Raw genomic sequence first — 18,857 nt, forward strand, 5'->3', positions numbered from 1 at the left:
GCGTCTCGGTGCGGCCAGCTATCGTGCGCTGCGTGCGGACAGGGTCGTCCGTGCCGCGTCCGCGGGGGAGTAGGGAGAACCATGACCGGCCCGCTGCAGATCGTCCTGGGGACGATCGCCGTCCTCTTCCTCATCGTGGCCGTGGTCTACGCCACCCGGGCCGTGCGGGCGATGATCCGGATCATCAAGACCGGCCAGCCGGACGACAGCCGCACGGGCCCGTTCGGCGAGCGGTTCAAGGCGATGCTCATCGAGAGCCTCGGCCACACGCGGATGCTCAAGTGGTCGACCATCGGCGTCGCGCACTGGTTCGTGTTCGTCGGCTTCTACGGCCTGTTCCTCACCCTCGTGCAGGCCTTCGGCGAGGTCTGGAACCCGGCGTTCCACCTGCCGCTGATCGGCGAGTTCTTCCTCTGGAACTGGTTCGTCGACCTCATCGGCGCGCTCACCGTGGTCGGCATCCTCTACCTGATCTACCGGCGCCAGCGGGACCACCCGCGCCGGCAGGGCCGCACCAGCCGGTTCGCCGGGTCCAACGAGGGCCGCGGCTACTTCGTCGAGGCCGTCGTCCTCATCATCGGCATCTGCATCCTGAGCATCCGGGCGGCGAGCATCGCCAGCGGCCTGACCGAGACCGCGGCCTGGCAGCACCCGATCTCGAGCGCGCTGTCGAACCTCTTCCCGGACAACCCCGACCTGGTCAGCGTCATCGCCTTCATCAAGGTCGTCGTCTCGCTGATCTGGCTCGTGGTGATCTCGCGGATCCTCAACATGGGCGTCGCGTGGCACCGGTTCAGCGCGTTCTTCAACATCTACTTCAAGCGCAACCCCACCGCCGACGCCCCCGCGCTCGGCCCGCTGCCGGTGATGACCAGCGGCGGCAAGCCGATCGACTTCGAGGATCCCGGCGAGGACGACGTCTTCGGTCGCGGCAAGATCGAGGACTTCACCTGGAAGGGGATGCTCGACTTCACCACCTGCACCGAGTGCGGGCGGTGCCAGAGCCAGTGCCCGGCGTGGAACACGGGCAAGCCGCTCAGCCCGAAGATGGTGATCATGGACCTCCGCGACCACCTCTACGCGAAGGCCCCGTACCTCACCGGCGCGCAGAAGGCGTCGGACAACGCCCCCGACTTCTCCGAGTACTCGGTCCTCGAGCCCAGCGACGAGCAGGTGTGGGCGTCGGGCTACGCCCGCATCCCCGGCACCAACGACGCGCAGTACCACCGGCCGCTGGTGGGCACCCTGGAGGAGGGCGGGGTCATCGACCCCGACGTCCTGTGGAGCTGCACCAACTGCGGCGCCTGCGTCGAGCAGTGCCCGGTCGACATCGAGCACATCGACCACATCGACGACATGCGCCGCTACCAGGTGCTCATCGAGTCGAACTTCCCCTCCGAGGCCGGCGTGATGCTGCGCAACCTCGAGAACCGCGGCAACCCGTGGGGTGTGCAGGCCAGCGTCCGCAACGACTGGATGAAGGACCTCGACTTCGAGGTCACCGTCGCCGACGGCCCGCTCGACTACGACATCGAGTACCTGTTCTGGGTCGGCTGCGCCGGCGCCATCGACGACCGCGCCAAGCGGACGACGAAGGCGGTCGCCACGCTGCTGAACATGGCCGGCGTGGAGTTCGCCGTCCTCGGTGACGGCGAGACCTGCTCGGGCGACCCGGCCCGCCGCATGGGCAACGAGTTCGTCTTCCAGATGCTCGCCGCCGAGAACGTCGCAACCCTCGACGGCGTCTTCGAGGGCCGCGTGCCGGGCATGCGCAAGATCGTCACCACCTGCCCGCACTGCTTCAACTCCCTCGGCCGCGAGTACCCGCAGCTCGGCGGCGAGTACGAGGTCGTGCACCACACGCAGCTGCTGAGCAGGCTGGTCGAGGAGGGGCGGCTCACGCCGGTCACGCCGGTCGACCGCAAGATCACCTACCACGACCCGTGCTTCCTGGGCCGGCACAACAAGGTCTACACGCCGCCGCGGGAGATCCTCGGCGCGGTCGACGGACTCACCACCCAGGAGATGCACCGCTGCAAGGACCGCGGCTTCTGCTGTGGCGCCGGCGGCGCGCGCATGTGGATGGAGGAGAAGATCGGCAAGCGGATCAACGTCGAGCGCACCGAGGAGGCGCTCGCGCTGGACCCCGACGTCATCTCCACCGCCTGCCCGTTCTGCATCACGATGCTGAGCGACGCCGTGAACCTCAAGCGGCAGGACGGCGAGGCGGGCGAGCACGTCGAGGTGCTCGACGTCAGCCAGATCCTGCTGCGCTCGATGGCGCCCGTCGGTGCGCCCGGCACCGAGGAGGGTGCCGAGGTCGGCGACAAGACGGACGACGTCGCCGGGACGGAATCGGCGGGCACGGCGCACGGCGGCCCGCAGGCCTGAGCCGCGGGCACAATGAGCGCATGACCACGACGGACGCCGCCGCGAGATGAGCTTCATCTTCGGCGGCGTCCGCGGTCGTTCGGACCCCGAGCTGGAGGCGGCCAACCGCCGGCACCGGCTGCGGATGGCCCGCGACATCAACGACGTCCGCACGCTCAACGACCCGGACGGCGCGGGGCCGCGGCGCAGCCGGCACTGGATCCTGCTCGCGGTGGTCGCCGCGGTCCTGGGCGGGCTCGCGGTCTCGGCCGGCGGCGAGGACGACGTCCCGATCACCGCCGACTGCGCCACCCCGGGCATCGCCGTGGCCTCCAGCCAGGTGACCGCCGGCACGGCCCTGCGGTTCCGGCTCACCGGGCCCGACGACACGAGCTACGTCGTCACCGTGGACGGCGATCCGGTGCGCGGCGACGCCGGCAGCACGGTCGACTACACGCAGACCCCCGCCGGGCCGGCGCTCGAGCTGCGGCAGTGCCTCTCCCCCACCCTGGTCGTCGCCGCACCGGCCGGCGACGGACCGCACGAGCTGGCCCTGCTCGAGGTCGCCGGCGACGGGACGGCGCGCGAGGTCACGGCGGTCACCGTCACGGTCACGGGCACCCGCTGAGGACGCCCCGTGCTGCTGCACCTGCGCGTCACCGTGCCGCCCGACCGCGTCGATGAGGTCCGCGAGCTGTTCGCGGAGTCCGTCGGCATCGCGCACCTCGCGGTCCTGCCCGGGGCCTCCCTGCAACCGGCCGGGGACCTGATCCTCGCCGACGTCGCCCGCGAGTCCGCCGACGAGCTGATCGCGGCACTGCGCGAGCTCGGCGTCGACCGGGACGGCGGGATCACCCTCGAGGCCGTCGACGCGGCCGTGTCGCGCGCCGCGGAGGAGGCCGAGAAGGCGGCGCCCGGCGACGGCTCGGACGCCGTCGTCTGGGAGCAGGTCGTCCGGACGACGGCCGCCGACTCCAGCCTGTCGATCTCCTACCTGGCCTTCCTCACCATCGCGACGATGCTCGCGGCCATCGCGATCGTGAACGACTCGGCGATCCTCACCGTCGGCGCGATGGTGCTGGGGCCCGAGTTCGGCCCGCTCGCCGCCCTCGCCGTGGCGATCGTGCACCGGCGGCGCGCGGTCGGGCGGTCGGCGGCGGTCACGCTGGTCGTCGGCTTCGTCGTCGCCATCGCGCTCGCCGCGCTCGCCGCGGTGGCGGGAAGGGCGCTGGGCTGGTTCACCGCCGCCGACCTCACCGGGGACCGGCCGGCAACCGGCTTCATCACCTCACCCGACCGCTGGTCGCTGGTGGTCGCGGTGCTCGCCGGGATCGCCGGCGTGCTGTCGCTGACCTCGGCCAAGAGCGGCGCGCTGGTCGGCGTCTTCATCTCGGTGACGACGGTGCCGGCCGCCGGCGCGATCGCCCTCGGCCTGGCCCTCGGGGAGGTCCACGAGTTAGCCGAGGCCGCGGCCCAGCTGGGCATCAACCTCGCCGGCATCCTCGTCGCCGCGCTCGCCACGCTGCTGGTGCAGAAAGCCGTCTGGCGGCAGGTGCCGCGGGCGGTGCCGAACATCGCCCGGGTCGTCCGGCTGCGGGCCTGACGCCCCGCCTCCGCCGGCCCGCGACCGCCGGTGCAGAATGGACGCAGTGAGCACCACGGCGCCGTCCCCGTCCGTCTCCGATCAGGGCGAGCACCGCAAGGGCCTCGTGCTCATCGCCGTCGCCATCGTGCTGACCGCGCTCAACCTGCGGACCGCGGTCAACAGCGTCGGCCCGGTGCTCGAGGAGATCGAGGCCGGGCTGGGCATCTCCAGCGGCCTCGCCGGGCTGATCACCACCATGCCGGTGCTCTGCTTCGCCGCGCTGGGCTTCGCCGGCCCCCCGTTGTCCGCGCGCTTCCGCGACGCGCACGTCCTGGCCGGCGGGCTGCTCGCGATGGCCGCGGGGCTCGTGCTCCGCTCGGTGGCGAGCGCGTTCTGGCTGTTCCTCGTCGGCACCGTGATCGCGATGATCGGCGGCGCCCTCGGCAACGTGCTGCTGCCCAGCCTGGTCAAGCGGTACTTCCCGCACCGGACCGGCCTGCTCGTGGGCGCGTACAGCACCGCGATGAGCCTGGGCGCCGCCGTGGCCGCCGTCGTCCCGCAGCAGATCGTGGCGGCGACCGGCCCCGACGGCTGGCGGTGGGCGCTCGGGATCTGGGCGATCGTCGCGGCCCTCTCGGCCCTGCCGTGGCTGTTCGTGCCCGCGCGGCCGGGGGCCTCCCGCGCCACCCCCGCCGTGCGGATGCGCCCGCTGCTGCGCAGCCCGCTGGCCCTCGCGCTCGCCGTCTTCTTCGGCGTCCAGGCCCTCGAGGCCTACGTGATCATCGGGTGGACGGCGCAGTACCTGCGCGACTCGGGGCTCTCCGGCGCCACCGCGGGGCTGCTGCTCGGCATCAACTCCGTGGTGGTCATCCCGATCAACGCCGTCGTCCCCGTGCTGACCGTCCGCCCGCGGCTGCAGCGGCCGCTGCTGGCCGTGTGCATGGCCTGCTACGTGGCCGGCTGGGCCGGGCTCTGGGCGGCGCCGCGGACGGTGCCGTGGCTGTGGATGGTGCTGCTCTCGGTCGGCATGGGCACCTTCGCCATGGTGCTGGCGCTGCTCGGGCTGCGGGCCCGCACGCCCGAGACGACGGCGGCGCTGTCCACCGCCGTCCAGGGCTGGGGCTACCTGCTCGCGGCCGGCGGCCCGCTGCTGGTCGGCATCCTGCGCGGGGCCACCGGCGGCTACACCGGCATGTTCGTGCTGGTGCTGGCGGGCGTCGTCGCCCTGTCGGCGACCGGCTGGATGGTCACGCGGCAGCGCTACGTCGACGACGAGGTCGAACGCTCCGTCCCGGGCTGGTCACGCCCCGGGCACGCCGAGGATGTCGTCGAGGTCGCCGGCGCCGAGCCGCCGGTGGCGGTGCACGTCAGGGACGACGCGTCTCGGCGCGGGTGAAGTTGCGGAACGAGCGCGACGGCGTCGGCCCGCGCTGGTCCTGGTAGCGGGAGCCGTAGACCGCCGAGCCGTAGGGGTGCTCCGCCGGGGTGGTCAGCCGGAACAGGCAGAGCTGGCCGATCTTCATGCCCGGCCACAGCGTGATCGGCAGGTTCGCCACGTTGGACAGCTCCAGCGTGATGTGGCCGGAGAAGCCCGGGTCGACGAACCCCGCGGTGGAGTGGGTGAGCAGTCCGAGACGCCCCAGCGACGAATTGTGCGTCGGGACGTAAGAGTCGCCGATGAGGAACATGCCGCTCGGTGCGGACACCTGGATGCAGCGCACCGGGACGGTCGGCACCGGACGGACGGCGCGCACGGTGCGGAACTCGTGACCTCGGTCGTCCGTCTTGAGCCGGACCAGCTTCCGGGCCAGCCGGAACACGGGGATTCGCGGGGTGAACTTCACCTGGAATGCGGGGCCACAGTCGACGCCGTTCAGCATCGCCCGCTTCTTCCGGCGGGTTGGCCGCAGCCCGAGGCTGGCAGCCAGCTCGTGCACCGCCCAGGAAAGGTCCTCCCGCATGTCGACGAATTCGCAGCGGCCCTGGTCGTCGACGTAGCCGTCGGAGTCCATGAGCCCTTGGAGGAGCGCGAGCCGCTGGGCCGGGTCGGCCATCAGGTACTCGGCGGGCACCCGCTTGTCTCCGAGCAGGCCAAGCGCGCGCAAGTGGCCACTGAGGGACCCGTTCCCGCCGAACCGGCCTCCTTCGCCACGTCGGTGCTCATGGTCGGGATGGCGGGCTGCGCCCCCGAGCCGATACGCACACGGGGATGTCGCTCGCCACACCGTGTAGCCGGCCGCCTCGAAGTGGGCCAGGACTTCCTCGTCGCCGGCCCCGACGGTGATCTCCCCCTTGGTGCTGGTGCCATCGCCGAGCCAATAACCCAGCACGTAGGGATCGACGGGAAGCTCGGCGGTCGGATACTGCGCCGGCCCCGCCAGGGAGATCTGGTGGCTGAACTCGGCTCCGTACTTCAGGGAACGAGCGATCTCGTCGGTGGTTCGGATGGATGCGGCGCGCGGCCGGCCGGGCCGACGTTCCTGCTTACTGGTGGTGACCCACTGATGAGCGGCATCGGCGATGAACAGCGAGCCGTCGCTGAGCTCCACCTCGCGGCACGGACGCCCCAACATGACCCCGGTCGCGGCAACCACACGGCATGGCTCCCCACGCTCGTCGAAGACCGAGTCCCCGACCTGCAGCTCACCCATGGTCTTCCAGCCCGAGGGCGTGGGCACCTGGGTCTCGAGCGCGAGGGCCTTGCCCTCGAGCCGCGCCGCGAGGTCGTCGGGCACCGAGATGACCTCGAGGGTCGAGCCGAGCACGAACTCCCCGGGGTGCAGGACGAAGGGCTCGTCGCCGTCGGGCTCGACCAGCGTGGTCAGGTCGTCCTGCTGCTGGGCCGGGTCGATGTGGGTGTACCGGGCGTTGTTGAACACCCGGAAGAAGCGGTCGAGCCGGACGTCGATGCTCGACGGCTGCACCATCGCCTTGTCGTAGGGATCGATGCCGAGCCGGCCCTCGGCGATCGCGGCGGTGAGGTCGCGGTCGGACAGCAGCATGGCGCGGAGTCTGTCATGGCGGGCCCGGACGCCCGTCCGCCGCGGGGTCACCGGAACGGGGGAACCTCCTCAACTCTCGTTCCGCCCCTGCCGTTGCGACCGGGACGACGCCTGCCTGCGCCCGGACGCAGGAGCGCCAGCACCCGGACCGGCCGGGGACGGCGCGCGTCCGGAGGGGAGTTCGATGTTCGGCACGCGCGCAAAGGCCGCCGTCCTCGTGGTGGCCGCGGTGGCGGGGTACGCCGGTGCTGCGGCGTTCTCCGCCCTGGCGCTGCCGTCGGTCACCGTGGCCGACGGCTACGGCCCCGGCGACGGCCTGACGCGCTATGCCGTCACCGCGTCGGCCGAGGCCGCCGAGGCGCTGGGCGGGCTGCCCGGCGTCGTCACCACGCAGCGGCTCACGGACGGCCGCTCGCTCGTGGCCACGGAGGGCCTCACCCCGGCGGACCTGCAGGCCGTGCCGGGAGTCGTCGCGGTCGAGGTGTCGCCGTCCGTGCCGGTCATGGGCACGGTGAGCGACCCGTACTGGCCGAACTACGGCTGGAACCTGGACAACACCGGGTCGAACGCCTACCAGCAGACCGCGAAGGCCGACGCGGACACCGACGCGCCCGACGGCTGGGCGACCACGACGGGCGACCCGGTGATCGTCGCCGTGGTCGACACCGGCTACGACTCCGACCACCCCGACATGCGGGGCGCGCTGTGGACCAACCCGGCCGAGCCCTGCGGCAGCGCGGACACCGACGGGAACGGCAAGGCCGGCGACTGCCACGGCTGGAACTTCACCACCAACTCTCCCGACGTCGACAACGGCAGCTACGGGACGCACGGCACGAGCGTCGCGGGCGTCGTGGCCGCCCGGGCGGGCAACGGCGAGGGCTCGGCCGGCGTCGCGCCCGACGTGCAGATCATGCCGCTGGTCATCGGCGGCGGGGAGAGCGTCGACGTCCTGCTGGGCGCCGAGGCGATCCGGTACGCCGCCGACCACGGCGCCTCGGTCGTCAACGCCTCCTGGGGCGGTTCGTTCAGCGGCAGCGCGCTGGACGCGCTGAAGTCCGCCGTCGCCTACGCGGCGTCCAAGGGCGTGCTGGTCGTGGCCGCGGCGGGCAACGACTCGCTCAGCCGCGACACCTCGATCCTGTACCCGGCCAGCCTGACCGACCCCAACCTGGTCACCGTCGGCGCCGCCACGGCCGCCGACACGGTGAGCAGCTTCTCCGCCTACGGCGCGAGCTCGGTCGACCTCTTCGCGCCGGGCACCCTGGTCTTCTCCACCTGGAACGACGGTGGCTACCGCCTGATCGACGGCACCTCGATCGCCGCTCCGCAGGTGGCGGCCGCGCTGGCGCTCTACCGCGCGGCCGACCCGTCGGCGACGGCGACCGACCTGCGCGCGCGGCTGCTGGCCGACGTCGACCCGGTGCCGGCGTTCGTCGGGAAGTCGGTGACCGGCGGCCGGCTGTCGCTCTCCCACCTCGGGGACGGCGTCGCGAAGCAGGTCCGCTACACGTTCACCTCGATGACCGCGGCCGCCGCCGGTGTGGTGGCGCCGCACGTGACGGCGACCGGTCCGGACGCGCCCGCCGGCACCTACTCGGTCGAGCTCGGGGTCGGCATGGAGTACGCCGGCGAGGTCTTCGCCCTCGCCGACGCCGGGATCACCCTCGGCGGGACCACCGTCCTGACCGACGAGGAGGGGACGGCGCGCTTCGACCTGGGCGCCCGCCCGTCGCTGGGCACGCTCGAGCTCGCGCCCTCGATGGATCTCGGCGACGGCCGGTACGTCCTCACCGCGCAGATCTTCCGCGACGGCGAGCCGCTGGGCCGCGCGTACGCCGCCCCGCTGCTGGTCGGCGCGACCGCGGCCGGCGACGCCGGGACGCCGGGCGGTTCGGGCAGCCCGGGCGGCGCGGACACCGGCTCCGGTTCCTCGGACCCCGGCTCCCCCGGCTCGGGTCCGGCGGGCCCCGGTTCGTCGGCCCCCGGCTCGCCCAGGTCGGACTCGGGCAGCAGCTCGCCCGGCAGCGACGGCAGCGGCAGCACGCCGGACGCCGGCGACAACCCCTCCGGCGACGGGACCGGCTCGGTCCCGGACGTGCCCAGCGGCGACGACGCGGACATGCCCGAGGTGACCACGACCCCCGACGGGTCGTCCGGCGGGTCGGGCGGGTCGGGCGGGTCGTCCGCAGACGGCGCCGGCAGCGGCGGCTCCGGGTCCTCCGGGTCCGGCGCCGGCTCGAGCGATCCGGGATCCGGGGACGGCGGCTCCTCGGCCCCCGGCGACGTCCCCGCGGAGGGCGGCACGATCGACTTCCCCGCGGTGGGCGACTTCCGGATCACGTCGCTGAGCCCGGCCCGGGTCGGCACGACCGGCGGCACCCTGGTGACCGTCACCGGCGAGGCGCTGCCCGACCGGCCGCGGGTCCGCATCGGGTCGACGGCCGCGGCCACGGTGGTCCGCTGGTCGACGACGGAGGTGGCGTTCCTGGCCCCGGCGCGCGTCGCCGGCAGCTACGACGTCGCGGTGTTCGCCCAGGACGGGCGCAGCACGGTCCTCTCCGGTGCGCTGGAGTACGTCGACGGCCTCGGTGCGGGCGGCTCCGGGGGCGCGGGCTCGGACGGCCCGGCGCCGTCCGGCGACCCCGGCGCGGGGACCGGCGGCGGATCGGCTGATCCGGGCGCCGGCGCCCCGGGCGGCAGCGGGGACGGCGGTTCGGCCGGGACCGGGGACGGCTCCGACGACGCGGCCGCCGCGCCGATCGAGCGCCGCGGTCCGCACGGTGAGCGCCTGGTCCGCTCGACGCGGTTCGCCGGACTGTCCGGCATCTGGTCGATGGACTGCTCGGTGTCCTGCACCGGCGTCGCGATCTGACACGGACACCGTCCTCCCGGGGCGGCACAGGTCGGGACCAACGTCCCGACCTGTGCCGCCCCGGTGCATTCCGGACGGCGGCGTGCCGATGACGGTTCCCGGACCGCTGCACCACCTGGAGGAACCGTGCTCGACACCGTTGCCGCCCCGAGCACCCCCCGGAGGGGCCGGCCGGGCGTCGCGCCGACCGGGCGGGAGCGCACGTTCGGCGCCGACGAGCTGATCGTCAGCAAGACCGATCCGCGCGGCGTCATCACCTACGCCAACGACGTCTTCCTGCGGGTCAGCGGCTACCCGCTGGACGAGGTGGTGGGTCAGCCGCACAACCTGATCCGCCACCCGGAGATGCCGAAGGCGCTCTTCGCGCTGCTCTGGGACACCCTCGGCGCGCGGCAGGAGATCTTCGCCTACATCAACAACCTGGCCGCCGACGGCGCCCACTACTGGGTGCTCGCCCACGTGACGCCGTCCTACGGCCCGGACGGACGGGTGGTCGGCTACCACTCCAGCCGCCGGCTGCCCTCCCCCGGCGCGGTCGCGCGCGTGCGCCCGGTCTACGAGCGGCTGCTCGCCGAGGAGCGCCGGCACCCCAACGGGCGGGCCGCGGTCGAGGCGTCGTCCCGGCTGCTCGCCGAGATCATCGCCGGCCGGGCGGCGTCCTACGAGGACCTGATCTGGTCGATCATCAACGAGGAGGAGGTCTGACGATGGGCTTCCTGCGCACCCGTGAGGGCGACCGGCTCGACGAGGCCGGAGAGCTGTCGGTCTACCGCGCGTTCGTCCGCCAGCTGACCCGCGACTGCGAGGCCGCCAGCCGCGGCGACCTGGAGGCGCGCTGCCGCCCGGTCCCCGGTTCCGACGCCGTCCCCGAGCTGGTGGCCCTGCAACATGGTGTGAACCGCGCGCTGGACGTCTCCGACGCGTTCGTCCGTGAGTCGAGCGCCGCCCTGACCTCGGCCGCGCAGGGCCGCTTCCACCGGGGGCTGCTGCTCACCGGCCTGCAGGGGGCGTTCCGGCACGCCGCAGGCAACATCAACGCCGCCCGGGACGCCATGCAGGAGACCGCGGGCCGGGTCACCGAGGCGCAGACCTCGCGGCTGCAGCTGGCCGACGCGTTCGAGTCCGTCGTCCTCGCGATGTCCGAGCAGGTGGCCACCGCGTCGACGGAGATGAGCGCCTCGGCCTCGAGCCTGTCGACCGCGGCCGACGCCGCGTCGACGGAGGTCGGGCACGCGCAGGGGACGATCGCCTCGCTCACCCGCTCGTCCGCCCAGATCCAGGAGATCATCGCGATGATCGACAGCGTGGCCGCCCAGACGCGGCTGCTGGCGCTCAACGCGACCATCGAGGCCGCCCGCGCCGGGGAGGCCGGCAAGGGGTTCGCCGTCGTCGCCTCCGAGGTCAAGGACCTCGCCGACCAGACGGCGAAGGCCACGGAGCAGGTCACCGCCCAGGTCGAGCAGATCCGGCAGGCCTGTGACGACGTGGCCGCGGTGATGAGCACCGTGGGCTCGACGGTCGGTGAGATGAACAGCCTCGTGGACGGCATCGCCGCCGCCGTCGACGGCTCGGCGTCCCTCGGACCCGACGGCACCGACACCACCGGGCTGTCGGCCATGGCCGAGCGGCTGCGCTCGGAGGCGACCGGCTTCCTGGCCGAGATGCGCCGCTGATACCGGCCGCGGCGCCGGGTGGGTGCCGCGGCCGGGGTGCCGCCAGGTAGGCTCGGCGGCACCCGCGGGTGTAGTTCAATGGCAGAACATCAGCTTCCCAAGCTGACAGTGGGGGTTCGATTCCCCTCACCCGCTCTTCTCCCGCGACCGGTGCGCACGGTCGAATGGCCGCATGGCGATGCCCAGCGCAGCGGACCGGCAGCGCCTCGGCCGCCGCGCGCAACTGCTCGCCGGGGCGTCGGTCGCCTACAACGTCGTCGAGGCCGCCGTCGCGGTGTCGGCCGGGATCGTCGCCGGCTCGGTGGCGCTGCTCGGGTTCGGCCTGGACTCCCTGGTCGAGGTCTCCAGCGGCCTGGTCGTCCTGTGGCAGTTCCGCCACCGCCTGCCCGAGAGCCGGGAGCGGCAGGCACTGCGCCTCATGGCGCTGTCGTTCTTCGCCCTCGCCGGCTACGTCACTCTGGAGTCGGCTCGGGCGCTGTTCTTCGGCGGGGAGCCGGACCCGTCCCCGGTCGGCATCGGCCTGGCGGTCGCCTCGCTGGTAGTCATGCCGGTCCTGTCCTGGGCGCAGCGCCGGACCGGCCGGGCCCTCGGCTCGGGCGCGGTCGTCGCCGACAGCACGCAGACGCTGCTGTGCACCTACCTGTCCGCCGTCCTGCTCGTCGGCCTCGTCCTCAACGCCAGCCTGGGCTGGGACTGGGCCGACCCGGTCGCCGGCCTCGTCATCGCCGGGGTGGCCGTCCGGGAGGGCCGCGAGGCGTGGCGAGGGGAGAGCTGCGACGAGTGCTGAGGTCGCGCAACAGCTGGTATGAGATGAGTGACAGCACGTGAGGGCGCGCCGACGATAGGGATCGGGACTGTTCCGCTGCCTGTGCGCGATGCGCCCGCAGGCCCTTGGTCCCTGTCAACCGTGCAGGCCGCCCGCAACGATCGGCTCATGAGCGAGGACCGTCCGCTGCCGCGCGACCGCGAGCAGCCTCCGACCGCGCCCTCCGACCCTGCCACGCCCACCGCCGCACCGCAGGCCGACTCCGACCCGATCCCCGCTCGCCGGGCTGCCGGACGCGGCGTCGAGCCGCGCCGGCTCTCCCCGCTGCTCCCCCGCCGCCAGACCCCGCGCCTGCTCGTCGAGGTGGACGGCTCGCCGGCCAGCCAGGGCGCCCTGGTGTGGGCGCTGCGCGAGGCCGCCCGCCGGGAGGGCACGGTGGTCGCGGTCAGCGTGCTCGACGACCCGGGCGACGCGGCCCTCGGCGCCCGCCCCGTCCGCCGGGACCACGCGGCCCTCCTGGAACGGGTGGAGGCCCAGGTGCTGCGCGCCATCGCCGAGACCGGCGTGCAGGGCCGGGCCCGCATCTCGGTGCTCGACCGCGCCGTCTTCGAGGCCCTGACGGCCGCGGCGCACGGCGCCGACCTGGTCGTCGTCAGCCCGGAGAGCAAGACCCTGCTGCACCGCGCCGTTCCACGGCACCCCGGCCGACGGCTGGCCAGGGGCGCCTGATCGGCGGCGGCGCCCGCATCCCGCTTCCCGGGAACGCCAGGGGCTCCTACCGTCGGGCCGTGACCCCGCCCGACGCCCAGGCCTCCGCCCCGGACGGCCAGCCGCCGGTGCTGCCCGCCGCCGTCCTGGCGTCGGCGGCGGCCGGTCACCTGGAGACCACGCTGCACGACGTGGTGCAGGCCGCCGTCGACCACGTGGACGCCATGTACGGCGCCCTCGGCGTCCTCACCGCCGACGGCCGCCGCCTCGACCGCCTCGTGGTGGTGGGCGCCGACCCGGCGGAGGTCGACCGGATCAGCAGCATGCCGACCGGTCAGCTGATGCGGCTGCTGGTGGACGAGCCGCGGATCCTCAGCTGGGCCGACTTCGACCAGGACCCGTCGTCCCTGGGCTTCCTGCCGGGACACCCGGCACGCAACCCGTTCCTGGTCGTCCCGGTCCTCGTCGGCGGCGCCGTGTTCGGCAACATCTACCTCACCCAGAAGCGCACCGGGGCGCCGTTCACCCCGGCCGACGTGGAGGTGGTGCAGGCGCTCGCCGCGGTGGCCGGCATGGCCGTCGGCAACGCCCGGCTGGCCGAGCGCGCCGAGAAGGGCCGGACCTGGCTGCAGGCCGGCAGCGAGGTCGCCACCGCGCTGCTCTCCGGCGCGGACCCGGACGACGTCCTGCAGGACGTCGTCGTCCGGGTGGCCGAGCTCACCAGCGCGGACCTGACCGGCGTGCTCCTCCCCACCCCGGACGACGACGGCTGCCTGACCATCGCCGCGGCCGTGGGCGAGACCGCCGCCGACGCCGAGGGGGTGCGGATCCCGCTGACGGCCACCCACGTCGGGCACGTGCACCGCTCGGGGCTGCCCGCGATCATCGAGGACGTCAGCGCGGATCCGGTGGTGGGCCGGCACGCGGCCGTCGCGGTGGAGATCACCGACCGCTACGGCCCCGGCCTGATGGTGCCCTTCGGCCAGCGCCCGTCGGTGGGCATGATCGTGGCGATGCGGACGCGGGGCCGCAAGCAGTTCGAGGAGGAGCACCTCGAGCCGCTGACCAGCTTCGCGGCCCAGACCGCCCTGGCGGTGGCGCTGGCCCGCAGCCAGCGCCGCGAGCGCCGGCTGCAGGTGCAGGCCGACCGCGACCGGATCGCCCGGGACCTGCACGACCACGTCGTCCAGCGGATCTTCGCCACGGTCCTGTCGCTGGACCGGCTCAGCCGCTCACTCCGGGATGCGCAGCCGGGCGTCGCCTCCCGGCTGGGCCGCAGCGTCGACGAGCTCGAGGCGACGATCGCCGAGATCCGCGCGGCGATCTTCGAGCTGCACGAGGACGACGTCGCGGCCACGTCGGTCCGCGGGCAGCTCTCCGAGCTGGTCCGCACGATCACCGAGGGGAACCCGCTGCGCCGCGACCTGCGGCTGCGCGGCGCGCTCGACGAGCTGCCCCGCGAGCTGGTCCCCGACCTGGTGGCCGTGGTCCGTGAGCTGCTGACCAACGTCGTCCGGCACGCGCGCGCCACCCGCGTGGCCGTGGGCGTCGAGGTCGACGACGAGCTGCGGGTGGTCGTCACCGACGACGGCGTGGGCCTGCCCGAGGTGCAGGCCCGCAGCGGCCTGGCCAACCTCGCCGACCGTGCCGAGCGGCGAGCCGGGCGGCTGGTCATCTCCTCCGGCCCGGCGGGGACCGAGGCCCGCTGGACCGTGCCGCGCCCGCCCCGCTGACTCAGCCGGTCGACCGGTCGCGCAGCTCGGTGGCGAGGATCGCCGCCTGGGTGCGCCGCTCCAGGCCGAGCTTGGCGAGCAGGTGGCTGGTGTAGTTCTTGACCGTCTTCTCCGCCAGCCCCATGCGGGCGCCGATCTGGCGGTTGGTCAGCCCCTCCCCGATGAGCCGCAGGACGGTGCGCTCCTGGTCGGTCAGCTGCGCCAGCCGGCTGTCGCCGGTGGCCGGCCGGCGGGGCGGGGGCACGCGGGAGCCGACCGCCTCGGTGTCGAACAGGCTGCCGCCCGCGGCGATCGTCCGGACGGCGTTCACCAGGGCCGGCCCGCGCACCTGCTTGAGCAGGTAGCCCGAGGCGCCGGCGCGGATGGCGGCGGCCACGGCGTCCTCGTCGGCGTAGCTGGTGAGCACGAGGGTGCGCAGGCCGGGCACGCGGGCACGCAGCAGGCGGCAGACCTCCGCGCCGTTGCCGTCGGGCAGCCGCATGTCCACGACCACGATGTCGGGGCGGACGGCGGGCACGCGGGCCAGCGCCTCCGCGACCGACCCGGCCTCGCCGGCGACGAGGATCCCGGGATCCTCCTCGAGCACCTCGGCGACCCCGCGCCGGACGATCTCGTGGTCGTCCACGAGGAAGACCCGCACCCGCGACGTGCCCCGTTGCACGCGTGTCCTCCCTCCGGACGAGCCGGAACTGCAGGGTTCAAGCGTAGGGCCCAACAGCCCCTGGCGGCGGGATCCGACCCGCGTCTCAGGCCGGCAGGAGCAGCGCCGCGTAGAGGGTGAGCCCGGGGCCGAAGGCCATGGCCACCACGGGGCCGTCCACGGCGGCGAGCTCGTCGAGCACCAGGAGCACGGTGGCCGACGAGCAGTTGCCGTGCTCGGCCAGCACCCGGCGGGAGGCCGCCATCGCGGCCTCGGGCAGGCCCAGCTCGTCGCGGACGACGTCGAGGATCCGCGGCCCGCCCGGGTGGACCGCCCAGCCGGCGATGTCCTCGACCCGCAGGCCCGCGCCGGTGAGCAGCTCGTCCACGACGTCCCCGACGTGCCGGCCGAGCACCTCGGGCACCCGCGGCGAGAGCCCCATGCGGAAGCCCAGGTCGGTGACGTCCCAGGTCATGTGGTCGGCCGTCGACGGGTCGGTGCGGGCGACGATCCCCGCCAGCCGCCGGCCCCGGCCCGCCCCGGGCTCCAGGACGACGGCGGCCGCGGCGTCGGAGAACAGCGCGTGCGCGACCACCTGCTCCAGGTCGGCCTGCGCCGGCTGGACGTGCAGGCTGGTCAGCTCGCAGCACAGCAGCACCGCTGGGCGGCCGCGGGCGGCGACGAAGTCACCGGCGGCGGCGAGCCCGGGCAGCGCGGCGTAGCAGCCCATGTGCCCCACCAGCAGCCGCTGCAGCCCGGCGGGCATGCCCAGGTCGCTGGCCAGCCGGATGTCCAGCCCGGGGGTGGCGTACCCGGTGCAGGTGGCGACGGCGAACAGGCCGACGTCCCCCGGCGCCAGGCCGGCGGCGTCGAGCGCCCCGGCGACCGCCTGCTTGCCCAGCGGCAGCGCCTCCTCGACGTAGCGGACCATCCGCGCGCCGGTGCTCCAGCCGCTGAGGTCCTCGTCCATCGGGTTGGCGACCGCGTGCCGGGTGCGCACCCCGGACGAGGCGAAGATCCGCCGGGCCGCGCGGACGCCGTCGTAGTGCCGGGAGAAGAAGCCCTCCCACATGGCGTCCTGCTCGAGGGTCGCCGGCAGGGCCGCGCCCGCGCCGGTCAGCACCGCCGCGTTCACCGCTGCACCCGCCGCATTCCCCGACGGTACGTGCGCACCCGCCTCACCGCCTACGGCCGTAACCTGCGAAGACGACCGCCGTCGACCGGATCGGCTTCATCCGGACCATGTCCCGTCGGCCGAGCTTCCACGCGATCGCCTGCCGCATCGACGGCCGCAGCCCGACCAGCCGGAGGTCGAGCCCCTGCTCCTCGGCGGCGGCGAGCAGGCGCCGGCGGTCGACGAACAGCGCGGGGTCGTGCAGCCCCGGCGGCGGCCCGCCGGGGACGTGCTCGAGGATCCGCACCATCACCAGCCGGGACAGCGCGGTGGCGGCCAGCGCGTCGAGCACCAGCGTGCCGCCGGGGCGCAGCAGCCGCGCGCACTCGGCCAGCACGGTGACGTCGTCCTCGACGTGCTCGAGGACCTCGCCGGCGACGACGACGTCGGCGCACCCGTCGGCCAGGGGCACGGCGAGCACCGAGCCGCGCACCGGGACGACGCCGTGCGCGCGGGCGACCTCCAGCCCGCGCTGCCCGACGTCCACCCCGACGTGCCGGTAGCCCAGCCGGGCGGCGTGCGGCGCCATGAGCCCGCCGCCGCAGGCCAGGTCGACGAGCACGCCGTCCGGGCGCCCCGCCGGCGGGATGTGCTCGGCCCGGGAGGCGGCCAGCCAGTGCAGGGCCGCGAAGCCGCCGTCCGGGCGCCACCACTCGTCGGCCAGCTCGTCGTACTGGGCGGGATCGTTCCGCACGAGGCGCGGTCCGTTCCGGGCCATGGCACCTCCGGGTGTCGCCTCCGCCGGCCGGGTACTTCGGGAGGGTGCCACGGAATGGGCCGTCGGGTCGCTACGACCCCACGGCAGCCGAGTTCAGCGCCCGCTCGCGCGGCGAGACGCTGGACCAGGTGCTCGACCGCAACCTCGCCGAGCTGCTGCAGGAGCTGCGGGTCGCGATCACCGGCGTGCAGGTGCTCTTCGCCTTCCTCCTCGGGCTGGCCTTCACCCAGCGGTTCGGGAGCCTCGACGGTTTCCAGATCGGCGTCTACACGCTCACGCTGATGTCGACGGCGCTGGCGACGGTGCTGCTCATCGCGCCGGTCTCGTTCCACCGGCTGGTGTTCCGCCGGCGGCAGAAGGCCGTGCTCGTGGCGGTCGCCGACGTGCTGCTCCTGCTGGGCCTGGCCCTGCTCGTGCTGGCGATCAGCAGCGGCGTGCTCCTGGTCCTCGACGTCGTCCTCGGCCGCTGGGCGGGGCTGGCCGGCGGTGGCCTCACCGCGGCGGTGGGCATCACCACCTGGTACGTGCTGCCGATCCGCTTCCGCCGCAACGGCAACGGCAACGGCAACGGCCACGGCGACGCCTCCGCCGACGGCGGCGCCCCGGGCAACGGCGAGGAGCCCGGCGCGGCAGGATGACCGGGCCCGTCCGCGCAGCTCCCGGAGGTCCCGCGTGTCCGTCACCGTCGTCGGCAGCCTGAACGAGGACGTCCTCGTCCGGGTGCGCCGGCTGCCCGGGCGCGGCGAGACGGTGATCGGCGAGGGGACGACGCTCGCGCCCGGCGGCAAGGGCGCCAACCAGGCCGCCGCCGCGGGCCGGCTGGCGCCGGGCGTGCACATGATCGGCCGCGTCGGCGACGACCCGGCGGGGGTGCGGCAGCTGGCTGCCCTGGCCGAGTCCCGGGTGAACGTCAGCCGGGTGCACCGCACGCCCGGGGTGCCCACGGGCAGCGCCACCATCGCGGTCGAGCAGGGCACCGGCGAGAACCTGATCGTCGTCGTCCCCGGGGCCAACGCGGAGCTGACGCCGGAGGACGCCGTGGCCGAGTCGATCCGCCGCGCCGACGTCGTGCTGCTCCAGCTCGAGGTCCCGCTGGCGGCGGTGCAGGCCGCGGCCGCGGCGGCGACCGGCACCGTCGTCCTCACCCCGGCGCCGCCGCGCGAGCTGCCGCGGGAGCTGCTCGAGCGGGTGGACGTGCTGGTGCCCAACGAGCACGAGCTCGCCGCGCTGGCCGGGGCCGCGGCCGGTGAGCGGGCGCCGGCCGAGCTGGTGCGGCTGGCCCGGTCGGTGGCGTCGTCGGCCGTGGTGGTCACCCTGGGCGCCCGCGGCGCGCTGGTCGTCCCGGACAGCGGCCCGGCGCTGCTGCAGGCCCCGCCGCCGGTGACCCCCGTGGACACCACGGGGGCCGGTGACTGCCTCTGCGGCGCGCTGGCGGCCGCGCTCGCCGCCGGATCACCGCTGCCCGAGGCGGTGCGCTACGCCGTCGCCGCGGCCGCGCTGTCGACCACCGCGGAGGGCGCCCGCGGCGCGCTGCCCGACGACGAGGCGGTGCGCGCGGCGCTGGACCGGGCGCCGGCCGCGGTCGAGGTGGGCTGAGCGCCGTTTCACGTGGT

At 74.5% G+C, this 18,857-nt stretch carries 16 protein-coding genes and 1 tRNA gene; 13 read left to right on the top strand and 4 right to left on the bottom strand.

Translation table 11 applies throughout. The features are described 5' to 3' along the window. Positions 1-81: 81 nt before the first annotated feature. Genes AB3388_RS26005 through AB3388_RS26020 form a run of 4 tightly spaced genes read left to right on the top strand, consistent with a single transcriptional unit; the run spans position 82 to position 5,351 of the window. Positions 82-2,391 (top strand): (Fe-S)-binding protein, encoded by a 2,310-nt coding sequence (locus tag AB3388_RS26005; protein ID WP_495408224.1) that lies wholly within the window; start codon positions 82-84, stop codon positions 2,389-2,391. A gap of 46 nt (positions 2,392-2,437) precedes the next feature. After that, complete coding sequence (locus tag AB3388_RS26010) at positions 2,438-2,998, top strand: hypothetical protein (protein WP_495408225.1); 561 nt, start codon at positions 2,438-2,440, stop codon at positions 2,996-2,998. A 9-nt stretch (positions 2,999-3,007) separates the two neighbouring features. Further along, positions 3,008-3,973, top strand: a complete 966-nt coding sequence (locus AB3388_RS26015; RefSeq protein WP_495408226.1) for a DUF389 domain-containing protein — start codon at positions 3,008-3,010, stop codon at positions 3,971-3,973. 46 nt (positions 3,974-4,019) lie between these two features. Next, positions 4,020-5,351 (top strand): CynX/NimT family MFS transporter, encoded by a 1,332-nt coding sequence (locus AB3388_RS26020; RefSeq protein ID WP_495408227.1) that lies wholly within the window; start codon positions 4,020-4,022, stop codon positions 5,349-5,351. On the opposite strand, the gene dcd is transcribed toward AB3388_RS26020, so the two are convergent. Continuing rightward, positions 5,323-6,957 carry a dCTP deaminase gene (dcd, locus tag AB3388_RS26025; protein ID WP_495408228.1) on the bottom strand — a complete coding sequence of 545 codons (1,635 nt, stop codon included), beginning with the start codon at positions 6,955-6,957 and terminating at the stop codon, positions 5,323-5,325. The two genes, AB3388_RS26020 and dcd, sit on opposite strands and share 29 nt — an antisense overlap. A 184-nt stretch (positions 6,958-7,141) precedes the next feature. Here dcd and AB3388_RS26030 point away from each other — a divergent pair, with 184 nt between their 5' ends. The 7 genes from AB3388_RS26030 to AB3388_RS26060 all read left to right on the top strand — a co-directional run bounded on the left by AB3388_RS26030 (position 7,142) and on the right by AB3388_RS26060 (position 14,712). Beyond that, complete coding sequence (locus AB3388_RS26030) at positions 7,142-9,832, top strand: S8 family serine peptidase (protein ID WP_495408230.1); 2,691 nt, start codon at positions 7,142-7,144, stop codon at positions 9,830-9,832. 126 nt (positions 9,833-9,958) lie between these two features. Then, positions 9,959-10,537, top strand: coding sequence for a PAS domain-containing protein (locus AB3388_RS26035; RefSeq protein ID WP_495408232.1), 579 nt, complete (start codon positions 9,959-9,961; stop codon positions 10,535-10,537). Between the two features lie 2 nt (positions 10,538-10,539). Then, positions 10,540-11,505, top strand: a complete 966-nt coding sequence (locus tag AB3388_RS26040) for a methyl-accepting chemotaxis protein (protein ID WP_495408234.1) — start codon at positions 10,540-10,542, stop codon at positions 11,503-11,505. Positions 11,506-11,569: 64 nt separating this feature from the next. Next, a tRNA-Gly gene (locus tag AB3388_RS26045) sits at positions 11,570-11,640 on the top strand. Positions 11,641-11,677: 37 nt separating this feature from the next. Beyond that, positions 11,678-12,292: a cation diffusion facilitator family transporter gene (locus tag AB3388_RS26050; RefSeq protein WP_495408236.1), complete on the top strand. Its 615-nt coding sequence runs from the start codon at positions 11,678-11,680 to the stop codon at positions 12,290-12,292. Positions 12,293-12,439: 147 nt separating this feature from the next. Further along, a complete protein-coding gene (locus AB3388_RS26055; protein WP_495408238.1) occupies positions 12,440-13,000 on the top strand; it encodes a universal stress protein in 561 nt (186 codons plus the stop codon). A 59-nt stretch (positions 13,001-13,059) separates the two neighbouring features. Further along, a complete protein-coding gene (locus tag AB3388_RS26060) occupies positions 13,060-14,712 on the top strand; it encodes a sensor histidine kinase (RefSeq protein WP_495408240.1) in 1,653 nt (550 codons plus the stop codon). Between the two features lies 1 nt (position 14,713). On the opposite strand, the gene AB3388_RS26065 is transcribed toward AB3388_RS26060, so the two are convergent. The 3 genes from AB3388_RS26065 to AB3388_RS26075 all read right to left on the bottom strand — a co-directional run bounded on the left by AB3388_RS26065 (position 14,714) and on the right by AB3388_RS26075 (position 17,220). Further along, on the bottom strand, positions 14,714-15,373 hold the full coding sequence (locus tag AB3388_RS26065) for a response regulator (RefSeq protein ID WP_495408242.1): 660 nt from the start codon (positions 15,371-15,373) through the stop codon (positions 14,714-14,716). 85 nt (positions 15,374-15,458) lie between these two features. Further along, positions 15,459-16,487 carry a type III polyketide synthase gene (locus tag AB3388_RS26070; protein WP_495408244.1) on the bottom strand — a complete coding sequence of 343 codons (1,029 nt, stop codon included), beginning with the start codon at positions 16,485-16,487 and terminating at the stop codon, positions 15,459-15,461. A gap of 43 nt (positions 16,488-16,530) precedes the next feature. Next, positions 16,531-17,220, bottom strand: coding sequence for a methyltransferase domain-containing protein (locus AB3388_RS26075; RefSeq protein ID WP_495408246.1), 690 nt, complete (start codon positions 17,218-17,220; stop codon positions 16,531-16,533). A 68-nt stretch (positions 17,221-17,288) separates the two neighbouring features. Between AB3388_RS26075 and AB3388_RS26080 the strand changes: the two genes are divergently transcribed. Beyond that, positions 17,289-17,882 (top strand): DUF6328 family protein, encoded by a 594-nt coding sequence (locus tag AB3388_RS26080; protein WP_495408248.1) that lies wholly within the window; start codon positions 17,289-17,291, stop codon positions 17,880-17,882. Positions 17,883-17,916: 34 nt separating this feature from the next. Further along, entirely contained in the window at positions 17,917-18,840 is a 924-nt protein-coding gene (locus AB3388_RS26085) for a ribokinase (protein ID WP_495408249.1), read from the top strand. Positions 18,841-18,857 lie beyond the last annotated feature (17 nt).

It is taken from the genome of Geodermatophilus sp. SMS 5-13 (assembly GCF_059428245.1).

Excerpts from the sequence above, each read along its gene's own strand:
- AB3388_RS26005 (WP_495408224.1), top strand. The coding sequence starts at position 82 with ATGACCGGCCCGCTGCAGATCGTCCTGGGGACGATCGCCGTCCTCTTC.
- AB3388_RS26010 (WP_495408225.1), top strand. The coding sequence starts at position 2,438 with ATGAGCTTCATCTTCGGCGGCGTCCGCGGTCGTTCGGACCCCGAGCTG.
- dcd (WP_495408228.1), bottom strand. The coding sequence starts at position 6,957 with ATGCTGCTGTCCGACCGCGACCTCACCGCCGCGATCGCCGAGGGCCGG.
- AB3388_RS26030 (WP_495408230.1), top strand. The coding sequence starts at position 7,142 with ATGTTCGGCACGCGCGCAAAGGCCGCCGTCCTCGTGGTGGCCGCGGTG.
- AB3388_RS26040 (WP_495408234.1), top strand. The coding sequence starts at position 10,540 with ATGGGCTTCCTGCGCACCCGTGAGGGCGACCGGCTCGACGAGGCCGGA.
- AB3388_RS26050 (WP_495408236.1), top strand. The coding sequence starts at position 11,678 with ATGGCGATGCCCAGCGCAGCGGACCGGCAGCGCCTCGGCCGCCGCGCG.
- AB3388_RS26055 (WP_495408238.1), top strand. The coding sequence starts at position 12,440 with ATGAGCGAGGACCGTCCGCTGCCGCGCGACCGCGAGCAGCCTCCGACC.